The following is a 17,177-nucleotide window of genomic DNA, read 5'->3' as shown; positions in this document are numbered from 1 at the left end:
TCCCTGCCGTCCCGACCCCTATAGGTGAGCCCGTAGATGACCTCCCGCACCCCACCCTCAAAGCCGCGTCCCCCGAAGATCCGGCTCTTCTCCCGCTCGTCCTGGCCGGAGGCCCGGCACCTGGCCGACGTGCTGCGTACCGAGACCGTCGGCGGCGCGCTGCTGCTGTCGGGCGCCGTGATCGCGCTCGTCTGGGCCAACTCGCCGTGGTCCGACTCGTACACGCGGCTCGGCGACGTCGTGCCCTGGCCCGGCGCGCCCTGGCACCTCGACCTGGATCTGGCCACCTGGGCGGCTGACGGCCTGCTGGCCATCTTCTTCTTCGTGGTGGGCCTGGAGCTCAAACGGGAGTTCGTCGCCGGTGACCTCCGCGACCCGCGCCGGGCCGCCCTGCCGATCGCGGCCGCGCTCGGCGGGATGCTGCTGCCGGCGCTGATCTACGTGGGGGTGGTGCTGAGCGCGGGCGGGGAGGGCCTACGCGGGTGGGCAATTCCGACCGCCACCGACATCGCCTTCGCGCTCGCCGTGCTCGCGGTGGTCAGCTCACATCTGCCCCAGGGCCTGCGCGCATTCCTGCTCACCCTCGCGGTGGTCGACGACCTGTTCGCGATCACCATCATCGCGATCTTCTACACCGCGGAATTCCATCCCGTTCCGCTGCTCGCCGCCCTGGCGGCGATCGGCCTCTTCGCGGCGCTGGTGCAGCGCGGGCGTACCTGGTGGTGGGCGCTGATCCCCCTCGCGATCGCCGCCTGGACACTGATGCACGCCTCGGGGGTGCACGCCACGGTGGCCGGTGTCCTGCTCGGGTTCACGGTCCCGGTGCTCGCACGTCGACCGAAGGGGGGCGGCCAGCCAGCCACCGCCAGTGCCGAGGCGGGCGAGGGTGGGCTCGCCGCCCGCCTGGAGCATCGCTGGCGACCGGTGTCGGCCGGCGTCGCAGTGCCGATCTTCGCCCTGTTCGCCGCCGGGGTCACCCTGCGCGGCACCGACCTGGGCGCCCTGCTGCGCGACCCGATCGTGATCGCCATCGTCGCCGGCCTGGTGTTCGGCAAGAGCATCGGCATCTTCGGCTCGACGTACCTGCTGGCCCGGTTCACCCGCGCCGAACTGGACGAGGACATCACCTGGGCCGACCTGCTCGGCATCGCCCTGCTGGCCGGCGTCGGGTTCACCGTCTCGCTGCTCATCGGCGACCTGGCCTTCGGGGCGGGCAGCACGGCCGACGACCGGGTCAAGGCGGCAGTGCTGCTCGGCTCGGTGATCTCCGCCGGGCTGGCCGCCATGGTGCTCGCCCGCCGCAACGCGGCGTACCGGCTGGTGGCCGAACGGGAGCGGCTGGACGCCGACGGGGACGGCGTACCCGACGTCTACCAGCACCCCGACGCCCGCTGACCGCCCCGGCGGCGCGGGCTCGGCACGCACCGGACGCCGAGGCGGCCGCCCGGCCGGCGAGTGCGGTCTCGCCGGCGGGCCGCGCCGGGCACCAACCGCGCGGGTCTGCGCTCAGCGGCGACGGTCGGCGGGCGGCAGGTCCTCGGTCTCCTCGGCCAACGCATCGGCCGTCGGCCCGGTCAGGTCGTCGCCCGGCACCGCCACCGCCTCGGCGCGATCCTGCTCATCGGCCTTCCCGCCGGGCGGCGGCTCCGGAGCGGTGCCATCGCCGGCGAAGCCGTACTCGTTGGGTTCGTCGTGCCGGCCCATGTGGTCATCCTCCCGCTTTCCCGGTTTCACCTGTCGACGCCAACGGTAGGTGGTGATCGTCCTCGGCGCAGCGCGCCGGGGATTGTCGGCCGGACCATGGCGGTGCGCCGCTCAACGCCGCCCCGAGCAGCTGACGCAGGGCGATGATCGCGACAGCGCCGGCCAGGCCGTTCCAACCCGGATCGCCGGCGAGCCGGAGCAGGCCGGCCGCTGTGAGCAGGTCCAGCAGTACCCGGACGCCGACGCGCAGCGCCCCGGTGCTGAGCGTGGTGATCACCCCGGTGACCAACGCCAGGGCGGTCACCGCCGTGACCAGGACGGCCGTCACGGCCGGCGCTCCCCCTCGGCCACCTGACGCTGCTCCTGGCGGATCTCGCGACCCAGGAAGTAGTTCAACGCCGTTCGGATCGTCGCGATCGCGGCCAGTTGGCCGATCTGCGTGAACGACGGAGACACCGCCGTGCGCAGCACGTCGGCCGCCAACTGGAACTCCAGGCCGAGGGTCAGAAAGCGACCCAGCGAGAGCCGGATCGGCGTGAAGCGGGCGGCGCTGCGGTGTCGCACCCCCTCGACCACGAACCGCACCGCCGCCCACACCGCGCCAACGAAGATCACCAGCGCGCCGGCCACCTCCACCACGGCCACCAGCACCTGGTCGCCCTGGCGCAACAACTCGGCCGGCTCCACCCCGGGCCGTTACCCGCCCACGGGGCAGCTAGTCGGCGCTCAGGTCAGCTCATTCACCGCCTCCAGGATCAGCCAGAGACCGGAGATGGCGAAGAGGATCGCGGCACCGTACTTGATGGTCTTCTCCGGCAAACGCCGACCGAGCATCCGGCCAACCAGAATGGCCAGCGCGTCCGCGGCCACCATGCCGATGGTGGAGCCGAGCCAGGTGCCGAACCAGCCGTACTTGGTGGCGAGCGTGATCGTGGCGAGCATCGTCTTGTCGCCCAACTCGGCGAGGAAGAACGCCACCGACACCGCCACGATCGCGGTCTTGCTGGTCTTCTCCGCCTTGCGCTTCTCCTCCTCGGTGAGCTTGTCGCCGCGCAGCGTCCACGCGCCGAAACCGAGGAACGCCACGCCGGCCACCAGAGAGATCCAGTCGGTCGGCAGCACCGCCCCGAGACCCACGCCGATCGCGACCGACGCCAGGTGCACCACCGCCGTGGCGACAGTGATGCCGATCAGCACCGGGATCGGTTTGAACCGCGTGGCGAAGGTCAGCGCCATCAGCTGGGACTTGTCCCCCAGCTCGGCGACGAAGATGACGCCGAAGCTGACGACCAGCGCGGCGAAAAATCCCTCCATGACGTCCTTCCCGTTCACGCCGGGAGGAGGTACAGGGGCGCCCTCGACCCGGCTGCAACAGCCTGAGTCGAAGGTCTCGCCCGCCCCGAGAGAACCGGGGCCGCGTGGCCGGATGCGGAACGCACCAGTATGTCGACCACGACATTGGGGGCTACTCCCCTTCGCGTGATCAGCCTATCGGATCACCGTCCGGCCCGGCCGCGCCGGGTGAACAGGCTCACCGCGCCCGGGCCAACGTCACGCCGAAGAGCCCGTCCGGGTCGGTCCAGAACTCCTCCGTGGTGAAGCCGGCCGAAGCCAGCTCCGCGGCGATCCCCTCCGGGTGGAACTTCGCCGAAACCTCCGTACGCAGCTCCTCCCCCGCCGCGAAGTCGACGGTCAGCCCCAGCACCCGCACGCTCATCGGCCGGGTCGCCCGCAACCGCATCTCGATCCACTCGTGGTCCGGATCCCAGACGGCGACGTGCTCGAAGGCGGCCGGGTCGAAGTCGGCACCCAACTCCCGATTGATCACGTGCAGCACGTTGCGGTTGAACTCGGCGGTGACCCCGGCGGCGTCGTCGTACGCGGGCACGATCACCGACGGGTCCTTCACCAGGTCCGTGCCGAGCAACAGCCAGTCGCCGACCTCCAGCGCTGCGCGCATCGCCGCCAGGAACGCGGCCCGCTCCGCGGGCAACAGGTTGCCAATGGTGCCGCCGAGGAACACCACCAACCGCCGGCCGCCGGTGGGCAGCCGGTCCAGTTGCCGGGTGAAGTCCCCCACGATGCCCCGGACCCGCAGGCGGGGATAGTCGGCGGCGATCTGGGCGGTGGACCCGCGCAGCGCGCTGACCGACACGTCGAGAGGGACGAACGTGCCCAGCCCGCCCCGGCGGGTGAAGGCGTCCAGCAACAGCCGGGTCTTCTCCGACGAGCCGGAGCCCAACTCGATGAGCGTCTTGGCCCCCGTCAACGCCGCGATGTCGGAAGCGTGCCCGGCCAGCACCGCCCGCTCCGCGCGGGTCGGGTAGTACTCGGGCAGTCGGGTGATCTCCTCGAACAGCTCGCTGCCCCGGGCGTCGTAGAACCACTTCGGCGGCAGCCACTTCTGCCCGGCGCTCAGCCCGGCCCGGACGTCGTCGCGCAGGCCGCGCTCCAGGTCACCCTCTTCGAGGTAGATCTCCAGGGGTTCCGCTGTCATCGGTTCGCTCCTCTTTTCGATCAACCGTTGCCGGCCTGCCCGGCATGACGCACCGGGGTCGGCAGTGGACGTACCCGCACCTCGCCCGCGGCGGCGACGACCAGGTGCCCCTCCGGCACCGACCGCCACCCGGGACCGTCGTCGTGTGGCTCGGAGGCGAGCAGCACCGAATCCGGCGTCTCGCGGACCGACAACGCGTGCCCCGCCACGCTGGCCACCACCCGGTGCCCGTCGGTGAGCAGCAGGTTGAGCCGCGACCCGGGTGCGGCGGCGGCGACGTCGGTCACCGTCCGCCCGACCGCCTCGACCGGGTCGACGCCGGCGCGCAGCCGATGCCGCACCAGCGCCCAGAGCAGCGCCGAGTCGGTGGCGGCATCCAGGGTGAGCAGGTCACGCACCGGCAGACCGGCGGCCAGCGGCACCACGGCGTCCGGCCAGCCGCGCACCACACCGTTGTGGCTGAACAGCCAGCGCCCCTCGGCGAAAGGCGCCGCCGCGCCGTCGAGCACCGCCATCCCGACCGTGGCCGAGCGCACCGCCGCCACCACCGCCGCGCTGCGGGTCACCGCCGCGAGCTGGGCGATGGTCGGGTCGCTCCAGATCGGCTGCGCCCGCCGGTACCGCACAGGCTCACCCGCGCCCGGGTACCAGCCCACGCCGAACCCGTCGGCGTTGATGGTGCCGCCGCCTCGCATGTCCCGAGGCGCCCAGGACTGCCGCACCAGCGAGTGCGGTGGGTCGAACAACAACTCGGCGAGGGTGACCGGCGGCCCCAGGTAGGCCAGGTGGCGACACATCAGCGCCCCCGGCCCGCCGCCGGGCCGCCGGTCGTGCGGCGACTCACCGGTACGACTCGTCCGGTCGCACGTCCCGGGCGCAGCGGAAACCGCTGAAGATCTGCCGGCGGATCGGATAGTCCCAGTTACGGAAGGTGCCCCGGCAGGCAGAACGGTCGGTGCCGAACGAACCACCGCGCAGCACCCGGTAGTCGCCGCCGAAGAACACCTCCGAGTACTCGCGGTACGGGAACGCGGCGAACCCCGGATGCCCGTCGAACGCCGTCGAGGTCCACTCCCAGACGTCGCCGATGAGCTGGTGCACACCCAACGGCGAGGCACCGGCCGGGTACGCGCCCACCGGCGCCGGCCGCAGATGGCGCTGATCGAGGTTGGCGTGCGCCTCGGTCGGGTCGTCGTCACCCCAGGGGTACCGGCGCGACCGGCCGGTCGCCGGATCCCACCGGGCCGCCTTCTCCCACTCCGCCTCGGTCGGCAGCCGCTTGCCGGCCCACGCCGCGTACGCCTGCGCCTCGTACCAGCACACGTGCACCACCGGCTCGTCGGCGCGGACTCGCGCCCACTGACCGAAACGCCGATACGACCAGTCGTCGCCGTCGGAACGCCAGTGCATCGGCGCGCTGAGCTGCTCCCGAACCCGATGCTCCCAGCCCGCGGGGCTCCACCAGCGCTGCTCGGTGTAACCGCCGTCGGCGATGAAGGCCGCGTACTGGCCGTTGGTCACCGGGGCGGCGTCGATGACGTACGCCGGCAGGTCGACCCGGCGCGCCGGACGTTCGTTGTCCAACGCCCACGGATCCGTGTCGGTGCCCATGGTGAATTCACCGGCCGGCACCAGCACCTCCGCGCCGACCCGGGCCGACGGCTCGGGCGGCGCCGGGGCGTGCAGCACAGCCGGCCCCGAGCGCAGCTGGTGGGTGGCGAGCATGGTCTCGTCGTGCTGCTGCTCGTGCTGCACGATCATGCCGAAGGCGAACCCGTCGGCGACCAACGGGCGCTCGGTGAAGGCCACCGCGTCGAGCAGATCGTGCACCTTGTCCCGAACCGTGGCCAGGTAGGCACGCGCCTCCCCGGGCGGCAACAGGGGCAGCGCCGGGCGGTCCCGACGCGGCTGCTTGAACGCGTCGTACAACTCGTCGATGTCACACCGGACCGGCTCCCGGCCCCCGACGTCCCGGACCAACCACAGCTCCTCCTGATTACCGACGTGGGCGAGATCCCAGACCAGCGGCGACATCAGCGGCGAATGCTGGCGCATCAGGTCGGCGTCGTCGACCACCTCGGTCAACAACGTGGTGCGGGCGCGGGCCCGCGCCAACTCCACAGCGATGCGGTCGCGCAACTGCTCCCCGTCGACCCGACCAGACTGCGGGGCTCGCAACCCCGGCTCACTCCTCGCGCTCACTGGTCTCTCCTCTCTGCGGCGGCCAGCCGCCGTCGTACACCTCGCTGAACCTCGTCGTGGGTGCCGGCCGGCAGCTCCAGCCGGGGCAGGGCGGTCAGGGCCAGGTCGAGCAGGGCCGCCGCGACGGCGGCCAACGCCGGGTCGGCCAGGCCGTGCCGGGCGGCGGCCGACCAGCGGTCGGCCACGGGCATGGCGATCGTGTACGCCTCGCGCACGGTGCCCGGGTCGCTGAACAGAGCGGTCAGCACCGCCAACGGCAGCCGCCAGTCCCGGTCGGGTTGGGCGTCCAGGTAGCGCAGCTCCAGGTAGCCGCGCGGCCGCACCGGCGGAAAGAGCGTGCTGACGTGGTAGTCGAGGTCATCGGTGGTGGGCGGTTGTGGCAGCGCGCCGTCGAGCCAGTTGGCGAAGGTCACGCCGGGTGGTGCTGCCCAGTCGGCGTGGTGCCGGCGCAGACAGAGCAGCGGCGCGGCGAGCACGTAACTGATCCAGGTGTCGGTCGGATCGTCCCCGGCGCGGGCGGGCGACCAGACCGGGCGGGTCCGGGTCGGGTCGATGGCCAGCCAGGCGGCCATCCGGGCGGAAGCCCAACCCGTGCGCCGTCCGGCATGTCGAGCGGCAGAGGCGAACGTCGCGAGCAGTGCGGGCCCGACCGCGTGGGCAGCGGACCAGCGGTCGGCGACCTGGTCCGGCTCGCCGGCGTCGAGGCAGATCTGCAGGCCGGCGGTGCTGTACATCATCGTGCGGCCGGCCGGGCCACGGCGGTCGAAGGCCCCGCGCATCGCGCGGTAGCGGGGGGTTTCCACCACCGGGCGGGGCCGTCGGTGGGGGTCGATGCCGCTGCGGCCCAGAATCAGCCCGGCGGTGGCCAGCAGGTCGGTGACCTGGGCGATGTCGGCCTCGGTGGCGCGGATCAACGCGGCGACCGAGGGGCGGGGCGGGGTGGAGATCTCCAACTGGCCACCCGGCTCCAGGGTGACCATGCCGCCGTGTCGAAGCGGCTCGGCCGGGCTGGTGGCATCCAACGTTGCGGGGCTGTGCCGCCCCAGCGCCGCCCGCAGCCGCGTCGCGTCGACAGGGCGGGCGGGATCGGCGGCGTCGTGCACGGTCCATTCCAGTTCGACGCCGGTGTGGGTGGGTGGGCCGGTCTTGAAGCAGATCCGGGCGAGGTGTCGGACTGCGGCTGCGGACTCGTGCAGAATGGCGCTGCGGTCCAGGTCGGGTGACGTCACCAAGGGTCGAGCCCCCTCTCCGTGCGCCGGGTCCGGCACACTGTGCCACCGTAAACCCACCCACCGACACTGCCGGGGGCGAGCACCGTGCCACCAACCTCTGTCTAGCAGACGAATTTCCGGTGCAGGGCGGAACCAAACCGCTGCGGCCGGGCCGCGCTCAGCCGCCGACGGGGTGGCCCGGTCGCGGCGGTGACGGTGGCGCCTTCGCCGATGGGGACGGCTTGATCTTCGCCGACCCGGAGGGCGTGACCTCTACCGATTCGGTCGGCTCCGGTTCGGGCACCAGCCGCTGGCAGTACGCCTCCACGTCGGCAGGGCCGCCGGCGGCGGTCACCAGCCGCTGGAAGGCCGGTGTGCGCAGTGCCCCCTCCCGCTGGTCGGGTTTCTTGGCCCGCCACGCGCGGCACAGTCCGTGCAGCTGGTCGGCGGGGGCGGTGCTGGCCGGTGGTGTGGCGGTGACCGGCGGCGGCGCACCCGGCGACGGGAAGCCGGGTCCCACCGACCGACCGGGCCCGGCGGAGCGGGGTTCGCTCTGGTGCGCCGAGGGTGACGGGTGCGACGGGGCCGGGACGACCGGATCCGGCGCTCGGTCCCGGGTGACCGCGGCGAAGGCGGCCCCGGCGGTGGCGGTGGCCGCCACCGCCCCGATCCAGGCCACCGCGCCGGTGGTCACCCGGCGACGGCGTGGTGGCTGCGGCCCGGCCGGCGCCGGGTTGGCCCGGGCGGCTCGGAACGCGGCCAACGCGGCCTCCTCGCCGGCCAGCTCGCCCGGACGGACGGGGCCAGCCGCCGCGGCGAGCAGCGCGGCCACCGGCTCGGCCGGGGGCACGTTCGGGGCGCTCAGATGCGCCTCAGGGGAGTTCGCGTCGACGTCCGTGGGCGTGACGGAGTGGCCCAGATCGGGCGTGGTGTCCACCCGGGCGTGGGCCGAGTCGAGCAGCCGCTCGGTGTCGGCGTGGTCGGCCCGCCGGAACGGGTTCATCGGGAGTCCCCTCACGTCAGCCGTCCGCCGGTTCCGTGTGCGGTGCCCGCAGGGCGGGGCCGCTCCCGGTGCGCGGCGGCGGCACCCCCTCGACCCCGACCGGCGACCCGGCCGGGTGTTGCCGCTCCAGCAGGACCGCGAGCCGGCGTAGGCCTCGGTGGGCGGCGGTCCGCACGGCGCCGGCACGGCGACCCAGCACCCGGCCGGCTGATCCCGCGTCCAGCCCGATCACGGCCCGCAGCAGAACCGCTTCGGCCTCCCGGGGCGGCAGGGTGGCGATCAGCGCGAGGGCGGTCTCGGTGCCGATCGTCTCGTTGGCTCGCTCGGCGGTGTCCGCGTCGCTGGCCAGCTCGACGAGCGCCTGCACCGGGACCGGGAGCGAGGGGCGGCGGCGCATCCGGCGCAGGTGGTCCATCGCGCGGTTACGGGCGATGGTGACGGCCCAGGCGCGGAACTCGCCCCCGGTGAAGCCGGGCAGGTCACGGGAGATCTGGAGCCAGGTCTCGGAGGCGACGTCCTCGGCGTCGGCCCCGACGAGCGTGGTCAGATACCGCAGCAGCCCGGGCTGGAGGCTGCGGTAGAGGAAGCGGAACGCCTCCTCGTCTCCGGCCTGCGCGGCGCTCACCACCTCCGACAGGTCGGCGGTCATTCGCGGCCCACGCATCGTCCGGGGCGTGCCGGCCCGACGCGCCGCACCGGAGCAGGCCACGCGGTACGAGCCGTCCGTCCGATCAGCATTCGCACCCACACCGCCCTCCGCCGCTCTGATCGTGCCCTCGACCATGATTGTCGGGGCGGCGTGTCCGGGGCCAACGCCAGGGGGTCGATCGGCGCGCTGCCCGCCGAGGTAGCCGGGCGGGGCCGAGCCGGGCTAACGCTAGGAGCGGGCTCACGGCGCGACAAGTCGGCGTCGCGTCACGGAAGAGTGACAATTATCAACCCGACGGGACGGCGCGTCGTCGTAACGTCTTGTGAGCAGCGGACGCCAATGGCGCCCGAAGGCGGTTTCTTGCCACCATCGAGGACCCGGACGACGAAAATTGTCGCTTTTCGTGACACCGCAGATTCGCAGCGTCACCGACAGCGAGCGTCCACACAGGTCAGGCCGGATCAGCCAGGCTGAACCAGCCACCCGGCGGCCCGGCCGCAGCGCGCCGGCCCGCGCCACTCTGGGTACGGTAATGCCGTGTTGTCATCGGAGGTCGTGCTCAGCGGTCGCTACCGCTTGGACGAACGTGTCGCCACGGGCGGCATGGGCGACGTTTGGCGTGCCTCCGACCTGATCCTCGGCCGGCAGGTCGCGGTCAAGGTTCTGCTGCCGGCGTTGGTCTCCGATCCCGATTTCATCGCCCGGTTCCGCGCCGAGGCTCGGATCATGGCGGCGCTGCGGCACCCCGGCATCGTGCAGGTCTTCGACTGCGGCGAGGACGACCTCCCCGACGGCGGCCGGGCGGACTACCTCGTCATGGAGTTCGTCGCCGGTGAGCCGTTGTCCAAGCGGATCGAGGCGGCCGGGCGGCTCGACGTGGCCGAGACGATGTCGATCGTGGCGCAGGCGGCGGCAGCGCTCAACGCGGCGCATCGCGGCGGCATCGTGCACCGCGACGTCAAGCCCAGCAACCTGCTGGTGCAGGAGGACGGCACTGTCGTCCTGGTCGACTTCGGCGTGGCCCGCTCCACCGACATCACCAGCATCACCAGCACCAACGCGGTGCCGGGCACCGCCCTCTACATGGCTCCCGAGCAGGCCGCCGGCCGGCCGGTCAGCGGTGCCACCGACATCTACGCCCTGGGCGCGGTCACCTACTGCTGCCTCACCGGCAGTCCACCGTTCACTGGGGACAACCCGCTCCAGGTCGCCGTGCGGCACCTGGACGACGAGCCGCCGGAGCTGCCGCACGACATTCCGGAGGCGGTCCGCGCCCTGGTGTCGCGGGCCCTGGCCAAGGATCCGCTGGAGCGGTTCACCAGCGGAGCGGCGATGGCCGAGGCCGCCCGGACGGCGGTCACCGGCGGTGAGCCGCCGACGGCGATGGCCACGCCGGTCGCGCTGCGCGACGCTGGTCCGGGCACTCGCACGGACGTTCCGGCGGGCGCGGCGGTGGCGAGCGGGTCGCGGGCCCAGCGACGCCGGGGTCCGCTGGTCGGCGCGGCTGCGGCAGTGCTGGTCGCGCTGGTCGGGCTCGGCGCGGCTCTGGCCGCGGCGCGCAACGCCGGCGAGCCGGCGGTCCATCTGCCGACCACCTCGCCGACGGTGGCGCCGAGCGGCCCCGTCGACCTGCCCGCGGCGAACGAGCAGATCACCAGCGTCGAGCCGGGCCGGCCCGACCGGCCACGCCTCCCCGGCAACGCCCCGTCGGCCTCGGTCTCCGCCACGCCGAGTCTGCAGCCGAGCCAGACGGTCGGTCCGCCGACGCCGACGACGGGCGTCACCACGGCGCCGCCGACCAGCGCGGCGCCCACGACGGGCGCGCCGCCGACGACCGGCGCGCCGCCGTCCGATCCAGCCCCCACGTCGAGCGCGCCGGTTGATCCAGAGGTGCCGGCGGGCGGCTGAGCCGCCCGCTGTCGCCGACCCCGGCGGTCCCACCAGCACCGATATCCCCAAAACGGACTTACGTCGCCGAAGACGCCTCTACGCTCTCAGCAGGCCATTTACACCATCTGCTGCGGGAGCCTGGGTGAGCGCTGAAAAGCTGGTCGTCATCGGTCAGGGGTATGTCGGGCTGCCACTGGCCATGCGGGCTGTCGAGGCGGGGCTCGACGTGGTCGGTCTCGACGTGGACGCCGACCGGGTGAAGCGTCTCGCCTCCGGCGAGTCGTTCGTCGAGGACATCCCGGCCGATCGGCTGGGCCGGGCGTTGGGCAGCGGCCGCTACCACCCCAGCACGGAGTACACCGACGCCGACGGGTTCGACATCTGCGTCATCACGGTGCCGACCCCGCTGCGTGACGGCACCCCGGACCTGAGCTTCGTCGAGCAGGCCGGCATCGGTATCGGCCCGTACGTCCGTCCGGGCTGCACGGTGATCCTGGAATCGACCACCTACCCGGGCACCACCGAGGAGCTGCTGCGCCCGCTGTTGGAGTCGGCCAGCGGGCTGACCAGCCCCGGCGACTTCCACCTCGGCTACAGCCCGGAGCGGATCGACCCGGGCAACCCGACCTGGCGACTGGAGAACACCCCGAAGGTGGTCTCCGGTGTGGACCCGGCGTCGCTGGCCCGGGTGGACGAGTTCTACCAGCGCCTCGTGGAACGCACCGTACCGGTGGACTCCACCCGCGTCGCCGAGCTGACCAAGCTGATCGAGAACACCTTCCGCCAGGTCAACATCGCGCTGATCAACGAGCTGACCATGCTCTCGCACCACCTCGACATCGACGTCTGGCAGGCGATCGACGCCGCCTCGACCAAACCGTTCGGCTTCCTGCCGTTCCGGCCGGGCCCCGGCGTCGGCGGGCACTGCCTGCCGATCGACCCGTGCTACCTGTCGTGGCAGGTCAAGCGCCGCCTCGGACGGCAGTTCCGGTTCATCGAGCTGGCCAACGACGTCAACCACGAGATGCCCGAACACGTCGCGCAGCGGATCATGGCGGGGCTGAACCGGGACAGTCGGGCCGTCAGCGGCGCCCGACTCCTGCTGCTCGGTCTGGCGTACAAGAAAAACACCGGCGACATGCGCGACTCCCCCGCTGTCGACGTGGCGCGCCGGCTGCAGGCCCTCGGCGCCGAGGTGCACGCCGTCGAGCCGTACGCGGAGGCGCACCATATCCCCGCCGGGGTCACGGTGGTCGGGCTCACCGAGCGGGAGGTGCGGGCTGCCGACGCGGTGGTGGTGGTCACCGACCACGACGCCTTCGACTACGATCTCGTGGTCAAGCACGCCCGCTACGTCTTCGACACCCGTAACCGGTGCGTCGGCCCGATGGTCGAGCGCCTGTAGACCCGGCGCCGCTGGCCGGTCCCGCCGCCGGGGAAGATGGCGGGACCGGCCGGCGGATGTCCGTCCGGTGGCCGGGGCGAGACCCGTCCGGTCCGGACCGCGACCGGGTCACTGGTCGGCGAGCGCCTCGACGACCGGGCGGGACAGCGCCCGGCGGGCCGGCAGCACCGAGGCGAGCAGGGCGGCCAGCACCGCGACGCCGAGGATCAGCCCGAGCTGGCCGAGTGGCAGCACCACGTGGAAGTCGCCGCCGAGGCGGTCCAGCAGGGCCATCGTGGACGCGCTGACTCCGGTGCCGAGCCCGATGCCGAGCACCGCGCCGACGAGCGCCATCAGCACCGCCTCGACGGCGAGCACCGCCCGCATCCGTGCTCGGGTGAGCCCGACCGCTCGCAGCACGGCGTTCTCCCTGGTGCGTTCGACCACCGACAGGCTCAGCGTGTTCGCCACGCCGACCAGGGCGATCACCACGGCCAGGCCGAGCAGCGCGGTGACGAAGGCGAGCAGCATGTCCACAGTGCCGGTGAGCATCTTCTTGTACGCGCCCTGGTCCATCAGGTTCACCGTCGGGTAGCGGCCGAGCACCGCGGTGATCGCGTCGCGGGCCCGCTCGGGGCTCACCCCGGCGGCGGGGTCGATCTCGGCCAGGTAGCCGCGCTGGGCGGGGAAGAGCGCGGCGAAGTCCTGGTCGGACAGGTCGATGACGTGACCCGCTGGCACCTCACGGCCGGGAGTGTCGTCGGTGACCACGGCGGCCACCCGGAACGGCTTCCCCCGGATGGTCACCGGCGAGCCCACCTGCCAGCCGCGGACCCGCGCCAACTCGCTGTGCACCAGCACCTGCCCCGGCCCGACCCGCTCGGCGTCGCCGGCCAGCACCCCGCTCAGCGTCCGGCCCACCAGAGCCGGGTGGGCCGCGCGGATCTCGACGTCGTCGACAACGGCGCTGCGCTGCTCGTGCACCACACCCAACTCGGGGCGGGAGGCGAGTTCACCGACGAGCGCGGCCGGTAGGTCCTGACCGATTCCGCTGACCACGAAGTCGGTCCCGATCTGAGCGTCCACGCTGCGTTCGATGCCGTCCTTGGTGCTGCGCGCACCGACCATGAAGGCTGAGACCAGTCCGATCCCGATCACCAGTGCGGTGGCTGTCGCGGCGACCCGGCGTGGGTTGCGCACCGTGTTGGCGACAGCCAGCTCACCGGTGGCGCCGAGCACGCGTCGTACCGGCCAGCCGAACACGCGGGCCAGCGCCGGGACGAGCACCGGCCCGAACAGCACGATCCCGAAGAAGGTGAGCACCCCACCGACCGCCACCAGCAGCAGCTGGCCGGCGCTGGCGGCGCCGACCAGCGCGGCGACACCGACGGCGAGCACCACCGCGCCGATGCTCAGCCGCACCCGACCAGCACCCCGGCTGGGTTGCACCGCGGCGTCGGTGAGCGCGGCCACCGGGGCGATCCGGGTCCCCCGCCAGGCCGGCAGCAGGGCGGCGCACACGGTGAGCCCGGTGCCCAGCAGCAGGCCGGTCAGCACTGTCGAACCGGCCACGGTCAGGTCCCCGGTGACCGGCACGTCCAGTCGGGACAGCAGCAGCCGCATCCCGCCGGCGAGGCCCACCCCGAGCAGGACCCCGAGCGCGGAGGCGACCAGCCCCAGCACGGCCGACTCCAGAACTGTGGACCGGAAGACCTGGCCCCGGGTGGCGCCGATCAGGCGCAGCAGCGCGGTGCGTCGGGTGCGCTGGGCCAGCACGATCGCGAAGGTGTTGGCGATCACGAAGCCGGCCACCACGATCGCGACCCCCACGAAGATCAACAGCAGCATACGGAACTGGTCCACGTTGCGGACCGCGTCCTCCACGGCCTCGTCGAGGATCTGCTGGCGACTCTTCACTGTGGCTTCGGCGCCGGCCACGGCGCGTACCCGCTCGGTCAGCGCCGCGACGTCGGTGCCCGGTCGGGCCGCCACCATGATGCGGCCGTAGCCCCGCTCGCCGGTGAGGGCCAACGCGTCCGGCCCGACCATGCCCACGAACGGACCGCCGACGTCGCGGGCGGTGCCGGCCACGTCGACGGTGCCGACCACTGTGTACGGGCGGGCCGCGCCGCCGGTGGCGCCGATCCGGACCGCCGCGCCGAGCCCGAAGCCCTGCTCGGCCGCCGTCGGCGCGTCGAGCACCACCTCCCCGGCCCGGTCGGGCAACCGGCCGGCCACCACGTCGTACGAGCGCAGCGCGTCCTCGGTGGGGATGGCGACGAGCACGGTGAACCCGAGCACCGGCCGACCGTCGGCGCCGACGATCCCGGCGGTGTTTGTCAGCTCACCGCCGGCGGCGGCCACCCCGTCGACCGTCCGCACCCGGTCGACCAGGGCCGGGGGTAGCACCTCCCGGCCGGCCGAGTAGACCCCCAGGTCGGTGTGGCGGTCGAAGGTGCCGGCCCGCTCGTACGCCCCGCTCCGCATCCCGTCGACGAAGATCATCGTGCCGGCGACGAACGCGACGCCGAGCACGACGGCGAGCGCCGAGAGCAGCATGCGCAGCGCCTCGGCGCGCAGCGAACGCAGGGTCAGGCGGATCATGCGGGGCTCCCGGTGCAGGTGACGGATCGGACCCCTCCGACGCTATGGCCGGCACCGGTCTGTCGATCTCCACCTGCGCGCTCGACCTGCGTGCGCCCCGGGTCGCGGTGCACCCGCCGGCCGCTACGACCCAGGTCGTACCCGGTGTCATCCGCCGGGCGTGACCAGCCCGCTCTCGTACGCCAGGACCACCGCCTGGACCCGGTCGCGCAGCTGCAGCTTCGCCAGGATCCGCCCGACGTGGGTCTTCACCGTCGCCTCAGCCACGTGCACCCGGGCGGCGATCTCCGCGTTGGACAGCCCCTGGGCGACCAGCAGCAGCACCTCCCGTTCCCGGTCGGTGAGCTGCGCGAGTCGAGGGTCGGCGCTCGGCGCGGCACCGAGCTGCCCGGCGAACCGGTCCAGCAGGCGCCGGGTGATCGACGGCGCCACCACCGAGTCACCCTGGGCCACCACCCGGATCGCGGCCAGCAGCTCCTCCGGCGGGACGTTCTTGAGCAGGAAGCCACTCGCCCCGGCCTGCAGCGCCGCGAACGCGTCCGCCTCGGTGTCGAAGGTGGTCAGCACCAGCACCCGGGGGCCGCCGGCGGGCCGCTCGGCGCAGAGCCGACGGGTCGCCTCCACCCCGTCCATGGTGGGCATCCGAATGTCCATCACGACCACGTCGGCCTCGGTGCGGGCGAGCACCCGCAGGGCGTCCGCGCCGTCGATCGCCTCCCCGACGACCTCCAGGTCGGGCTGGGAGTCCAGCACCATCCGGAACCCGGCGCGGACCAGCGCCTGGTCGTCCACGATCACTACCCGGACCGTCATGCCGCGATCACCTCCGTTGCCGGCTCTGACCGTAGCGGCAGCCGGACCTCGACCTGCCACCCCCCGGTCAGCCGGGGGCCGGCGGTGAGGCTGCCGTCGTACACCGTCACCCGCTCCCGCATGCCGAGCAGACCGTGACCGCCGGGCGGCGCCGGGCTGACCAGCGGACGGCCGCGACCGTCGTCGACCACCCGGACCACGACGGCCTCGGCGGTGTACGACAGGACGACCTCGACGCCGGCGCCGACGCCGGCGTGCTTGAGCGCGTTGGTCAGCGCCTCCTGCACCACCCGGTAGACGGTCAGCTCCAGACCCGGCGGCAGGGCCGGTGGCGTACCGGTGACGGTGCTGCGGACGTGCAGCCCGGCGTCGTCGAACCGGGCCAGCAGCTCGGGCAGCTCGGCCAGGGCGAGGCGGCGGTGCTCGGGGTCGGCCGCCACCGCCAACCCGTCGGCCCCGTCCGGGCCGGCCGGACCGGCGTCACGCAGGACGCCGACGAGCCGGCGCATCTCCTCCAGCGCCTGCCGGCCGGTGTCCGCGACCACCTTCACGGCGGTACGCGCCTGGGCGGGGTCACGGTCGAGCATGAACCGGGCCCCGTCCGCCTGGACGATCATCACGGCCATGCTGTGGGCGACCACGTCGTGCAGTTCACGGGCGATCCGGGTGCGCTCCTCGGCGACCGCCGCCCGGGACTCGGCCTCCCGCTCGCGTTCCAGGGTGGTGGCCCGCTCCTCCAGGCTGAGCACGTAGAGCCGGCGGGTCCGCACGTTCAGCGCGACCAACCACACCGCCCCGGTGACCAGCGCGTACCACAGCGCGGTCACCCACCACTGGATGACGTTGGGGGTCTGCGCGGCGGCCAGCAGCACGCCAACGGCCGCGACCGCGCCGGCCAGGACGCCGTCGCGCAGCCGCCGGCCGTACTTCACCACGCTGTAGAGGGCGATCAGGACGGCCACGTCGTAGATGAGCGGACCCCAGCGGGCGATCACCTGGACCAGGGCGAGCACCGCGATCGCGACCGTCACCGCGCTCGGGTGGGTGCGGCGGAACAGCAGCGCCACTGCCATCGCCACGCCGACCGCCGTGGCCGCCCAACCGCCCGGCTGGTTCACCGCCGCGGCCAGGGAGACGAGCACCACCAGGGCGGCGACGGCCACGTCGAAGGCGACGCCGCGCAGCGGGCGGCCGAACACTGTGCGTCTCACGGTCACCCA

16 protein-coding genes are annotated in these 17,177 nt (G+C 73.3%); 3 read left to right on the top strand and 13 right to left on the bottom strand.

Going from position 1 to position 17,177, the window contains the following annotated elements; genetic code table 11:
- The first annotated feature begins 36 nt into the window (after positions 1-36).
- Positions 37-1,395, top strand: coding sequence for a Na+/H+ antiporter NhaA (nhaA, locus tag IW249_RS25305; protein WP_196923042.1), 1,359 nt, complete (start codon positions 37-39; stop codon positions 1,393-1,395).
- Positions 1,396-1,506: 111 nt separating this feature from the next.
- Here nhaA and IW249_RS25300 read toward each other — a convergent pair whose 3' ends face one another.
- From IW249_RS25300 to IW249_RS25255, 10 genes are all read right to left on the bottom strand, one after another.
- Positions 1,507-1,704 (bottom strand): hypothetical protein, encoded by a 198-nt coding sequence (locus IW249_RS25300; protein ID WP_196923041.1) that lies wholly within the window; start codon positions 1,702-1,704, stop codon positions 1,507-1,509.
- A 4-nt stretch (positions 1,705-1,708) separates the two neighbouring features.
- Positions 1,709-2,032 (bottom strand): hypothetical protein, encoded by a 324-nt coding sequence (locus IW249_RS25295; RefSeq protein ID WP_196923040.1) that lies wholly within the window; start codon positions 2,030-2,032, stop codon positions 1,709-1,711.
- The gene (locus tag IW249_RS25290) at positions 2,029-2,391 is read right to left on the bottom strand and encodes a DUF1622 domain-containing protein (RefSeq protein WP_196923039.1); all 363 of its coding nucleotides are present in this window, start codon (positions 2,389-2,391) and stop codon (positions 2,029-2,031) included. Before IW249_RS25290 ends, IW249_RS25295 begins: the two co-directional genes overlap by 4 nt.
- Positions 2,392-2,430: 39 nt before the next feature.
- The gene (locus tag IW249_RS25285; RefSeq protein ID WP_196923038.1) at positions 2,431-3,018 is read right to left on the bottom strand and encodes a TMEM165/GDT1 family protein; all 588 of its coding nucleotides are present in this window, start codon (positions 3,016-3,018) and stop codon (positions 2,431-2,433) included.
- Positions 3,019-3,235: 217 nt separating this feature from the next.
- Complete coding sequence (gene egtD, locus IW249_RS25280) at positions 3,236-4,201, bottom strand: L-histidine N(alpha)-methyltransferase (protein WP_196923037.1); 966 nt, start codon at positions 4,199-4,201, stop codon at positions 3,236-3,238.
- A gap of 20 nt (positions 4,202-4,221) precedes the next feature.
- Positions 4,222-4,998 carry an ergothioneine biosynthesis protein EgtC gene (gene egtC, locus IW249_RS25275; protein WP_196923036.1) on the bottom strand — a complete coding sequence of 259 codons (777 nt, stop codon included), beginning with the start codon at positions 4,996-4,998 and terminating at the stop codon, positions 4,222-4,224.
- Positions 4,999-5,041: 43 nt separating this feature from the next.
- Complete coding sequence (gene egtB / locus IW249_RS25270) at positions 5,042-6,379, bottom strand: ergothioneine biosynthesis protein EgtB (RefSeq protein WP_196924951.1); 1,338 nt, start codon at positions 6,377-6,379, stop codon at positions 5,042-5,044.
- 20 nt (positions 6,380-6,399) lie between these two features.
- On the bottom strand, positions 6,400-7,635 hold the full coding sequence (gene egtA / locus IW249_RS25265; RefSeq protein WP_196923035.1) for an ergothioneine biosynthesis glutamate--cysteine ligase EgtA: 1,236 nt from the start codon (positions 7,633-7,635) through the stop codon (positions 6,400-6,402).
- Between the two features lie 157 nt (positions 7,636-7,792).
- Positions 7,793-8,617: a hypothetical protein gene (locus IW249_RS25260; RefSeq protein ID WP_196923034.1), complete on the bottom strand. Its 825-nt coding sequence runs from the start codon at positions 8,615-8,617 to the stop codon at positions 7,793-7,795.
- Between the two features lie 16 nt (positions 8,618-8,633).
- The gene (locus IW249_RS25255; protein ID WP_196923033.1) at positions 8,634-9,266 is read right to left on the bottom strand and encodes an RNA polymerase sigma factor; all 633 of its coding nucleotides are present in this window, start codon (positions 9,264-9,266) and stop codon (positions 8,634-8,636) included.
- Between the two features lie 537 nt (positions 9,267-9,803).
- Between IW249_RS25255 and IW249_RS25250 the strand changes: the two genes are divergently transcribed.
- Both IW249_RS25250 and IW249_RS25245 read left to right on the top strand, forming a co-directional pair.
- Positions 9,804-11,174: a serine/threonine-protein kinase gene (locus IW249_RS25250; RefSeq protein ID WP_196923032.1), complete on the top strand. Its 1,371-nt coding sequence runs from the start codon at positions 9,804-9,806 to the stop codon at positions 11,172-11,174.
- A 124-nt stretch (positions 11,175-11,298) separates the two neighbouring features.
- Positions 11,299-12,561, top strand: a complete 1,263-nt coding sequence (locus IW249_RS25245) for a nucleotide sugar dehydrogenase (protein WP_196923031.1) — start codon at positions 11,299-11,301, stop codon at positions 12,559-12,561.
- A gap of 108 nt (positions 12,562-12,669) precedes the next feature.
- Here the strand turns inward: IW249_RS25245 and IW249_RS25240 are convergent, their stop codons facing one another.
- The 3 genes from IW249_RS25240 to IW249_RS25230 form a co-directional block, all read right to left on the bottom strand.
- The gene (locus tag IW249_RS25240; RefSeq protein WP_196923030.1) at positions 12,670-15,144 is read right to left on the bottom strand and encodes an ABC transporter permease; all 2,475 of its coding nucleotides are present in this window, start codon (positions 15,142-15,144) and stop codon (positions 12,670-12,672) included.
- 147 nt (positions 15,145-15,291) lie between these two features.
- The gene (locus IW249_RS25235) at positions 15,292-15,957 is read right to left on the bottom strand and encodes a response regulator (RefSeq protein ID WP_196923029.1); all 666 of its coding nucleotides are present in this window, start codon (positions 15,955-15,957) and stop codon (positions 15,292-15,294) included.
- Positions 15,954-17,174 carry a sensor histidine kinase gene (locus tag IW249_RS25230; protein WP_196923028.1) on the bottom strand — a complete coding sequence of 407 codons (1,221 nt, stop codon included), beginning with the start codon at positions 17,172-17,174 and terminating at the stop codon, positions 15,954-15,956. The genes IW249_RS25235 and IW249_RS25230 overlap by 4 nt, the downstream gene beginning before the upstream one ends.
- Positions 17,175-17,177 lie beyond the last annotated feature (3 nt).

The organism is Micromonospora vinacea, assembly GCF_015751785.1.
Classification (GTDB): Bacteria; Actinomycetota; Actinomycetes; order Mycobacteriales; family Micromonosporaceae; genus Micromonospora; species Micromonospora vinacea.
Note: the sequence above shows the minus strand (reverse complement) of the source record. Positions and strands in the feature narration are given on the sequence as shown.

Excerpts from the sequence above, each read along its gene's own strand:
- IW249_RS25285 (WP_196923038.1), bottom strand. The coding sequence starts at position 3,018 with ATGGAGGGATTTTTCGCCGCGCTGGTCGTCAGCTTCGGCGTCATCTTC.
- egtC (WP_196923036.1), bottom strand. The coding sequence starts at position 4,998 with ATGTGTCGCCACCTGGCCTACCTGGGGCCGCCGGTCACCCTCGCCGAG.
- IW249_RS25240 (WP_196923030.1), bottom strand. The coding sequence starts at position 15,144 with ATGATCCGCCTGACCCTGCGTTCGCTGCGCGCCGAGGCGCTGCGCATG.
- IW249_RS25260 (WP_196923034.1), bottom strand. The coding sequence starts at position 8,617 with ATGAACCCGTTCCGGCGGGCCGACCACGCCGACACCGAGCGGCTGCTC.
- IW249_RS25300 (WP_196923041.1), bottom strand. The coding sequence starts at position 1,704 with ATGGGCCGGCACGACGAACCCAACGAGTACGGCTTCGCCGGCGATGGC.
- nhaA (WP_196923042.1), top strand. The coding sequence starts at position 37 with ATGACCTCCCGCACCCCACCCTCAAAGCCGCGTCCCCCGAAGATCCGG.
- IW249_RS25235 (WP_196923029.1), bottom strand. The coding sequence starts at position 15,957 with ATGACGGTCCGGGTAGTGATCGTGGACGACCAGGCGCTGGTCCGCGCC.
- IW249_RS25255 (WP_196923033.1), bottom strand. The coding sequence starts at position 9,266 with ATGACCGCCGACCTGTCGGAGGTGGTGAGCGCCGCGCAGGCCGGAGAC.
- egtD (WP_196923037.1), bottom strand. The coding sequence starts at position 4,201 with ATGACAGCGGAACCCCTGGAGATCTACCTCGAAGAGGGTGACCTGGAG.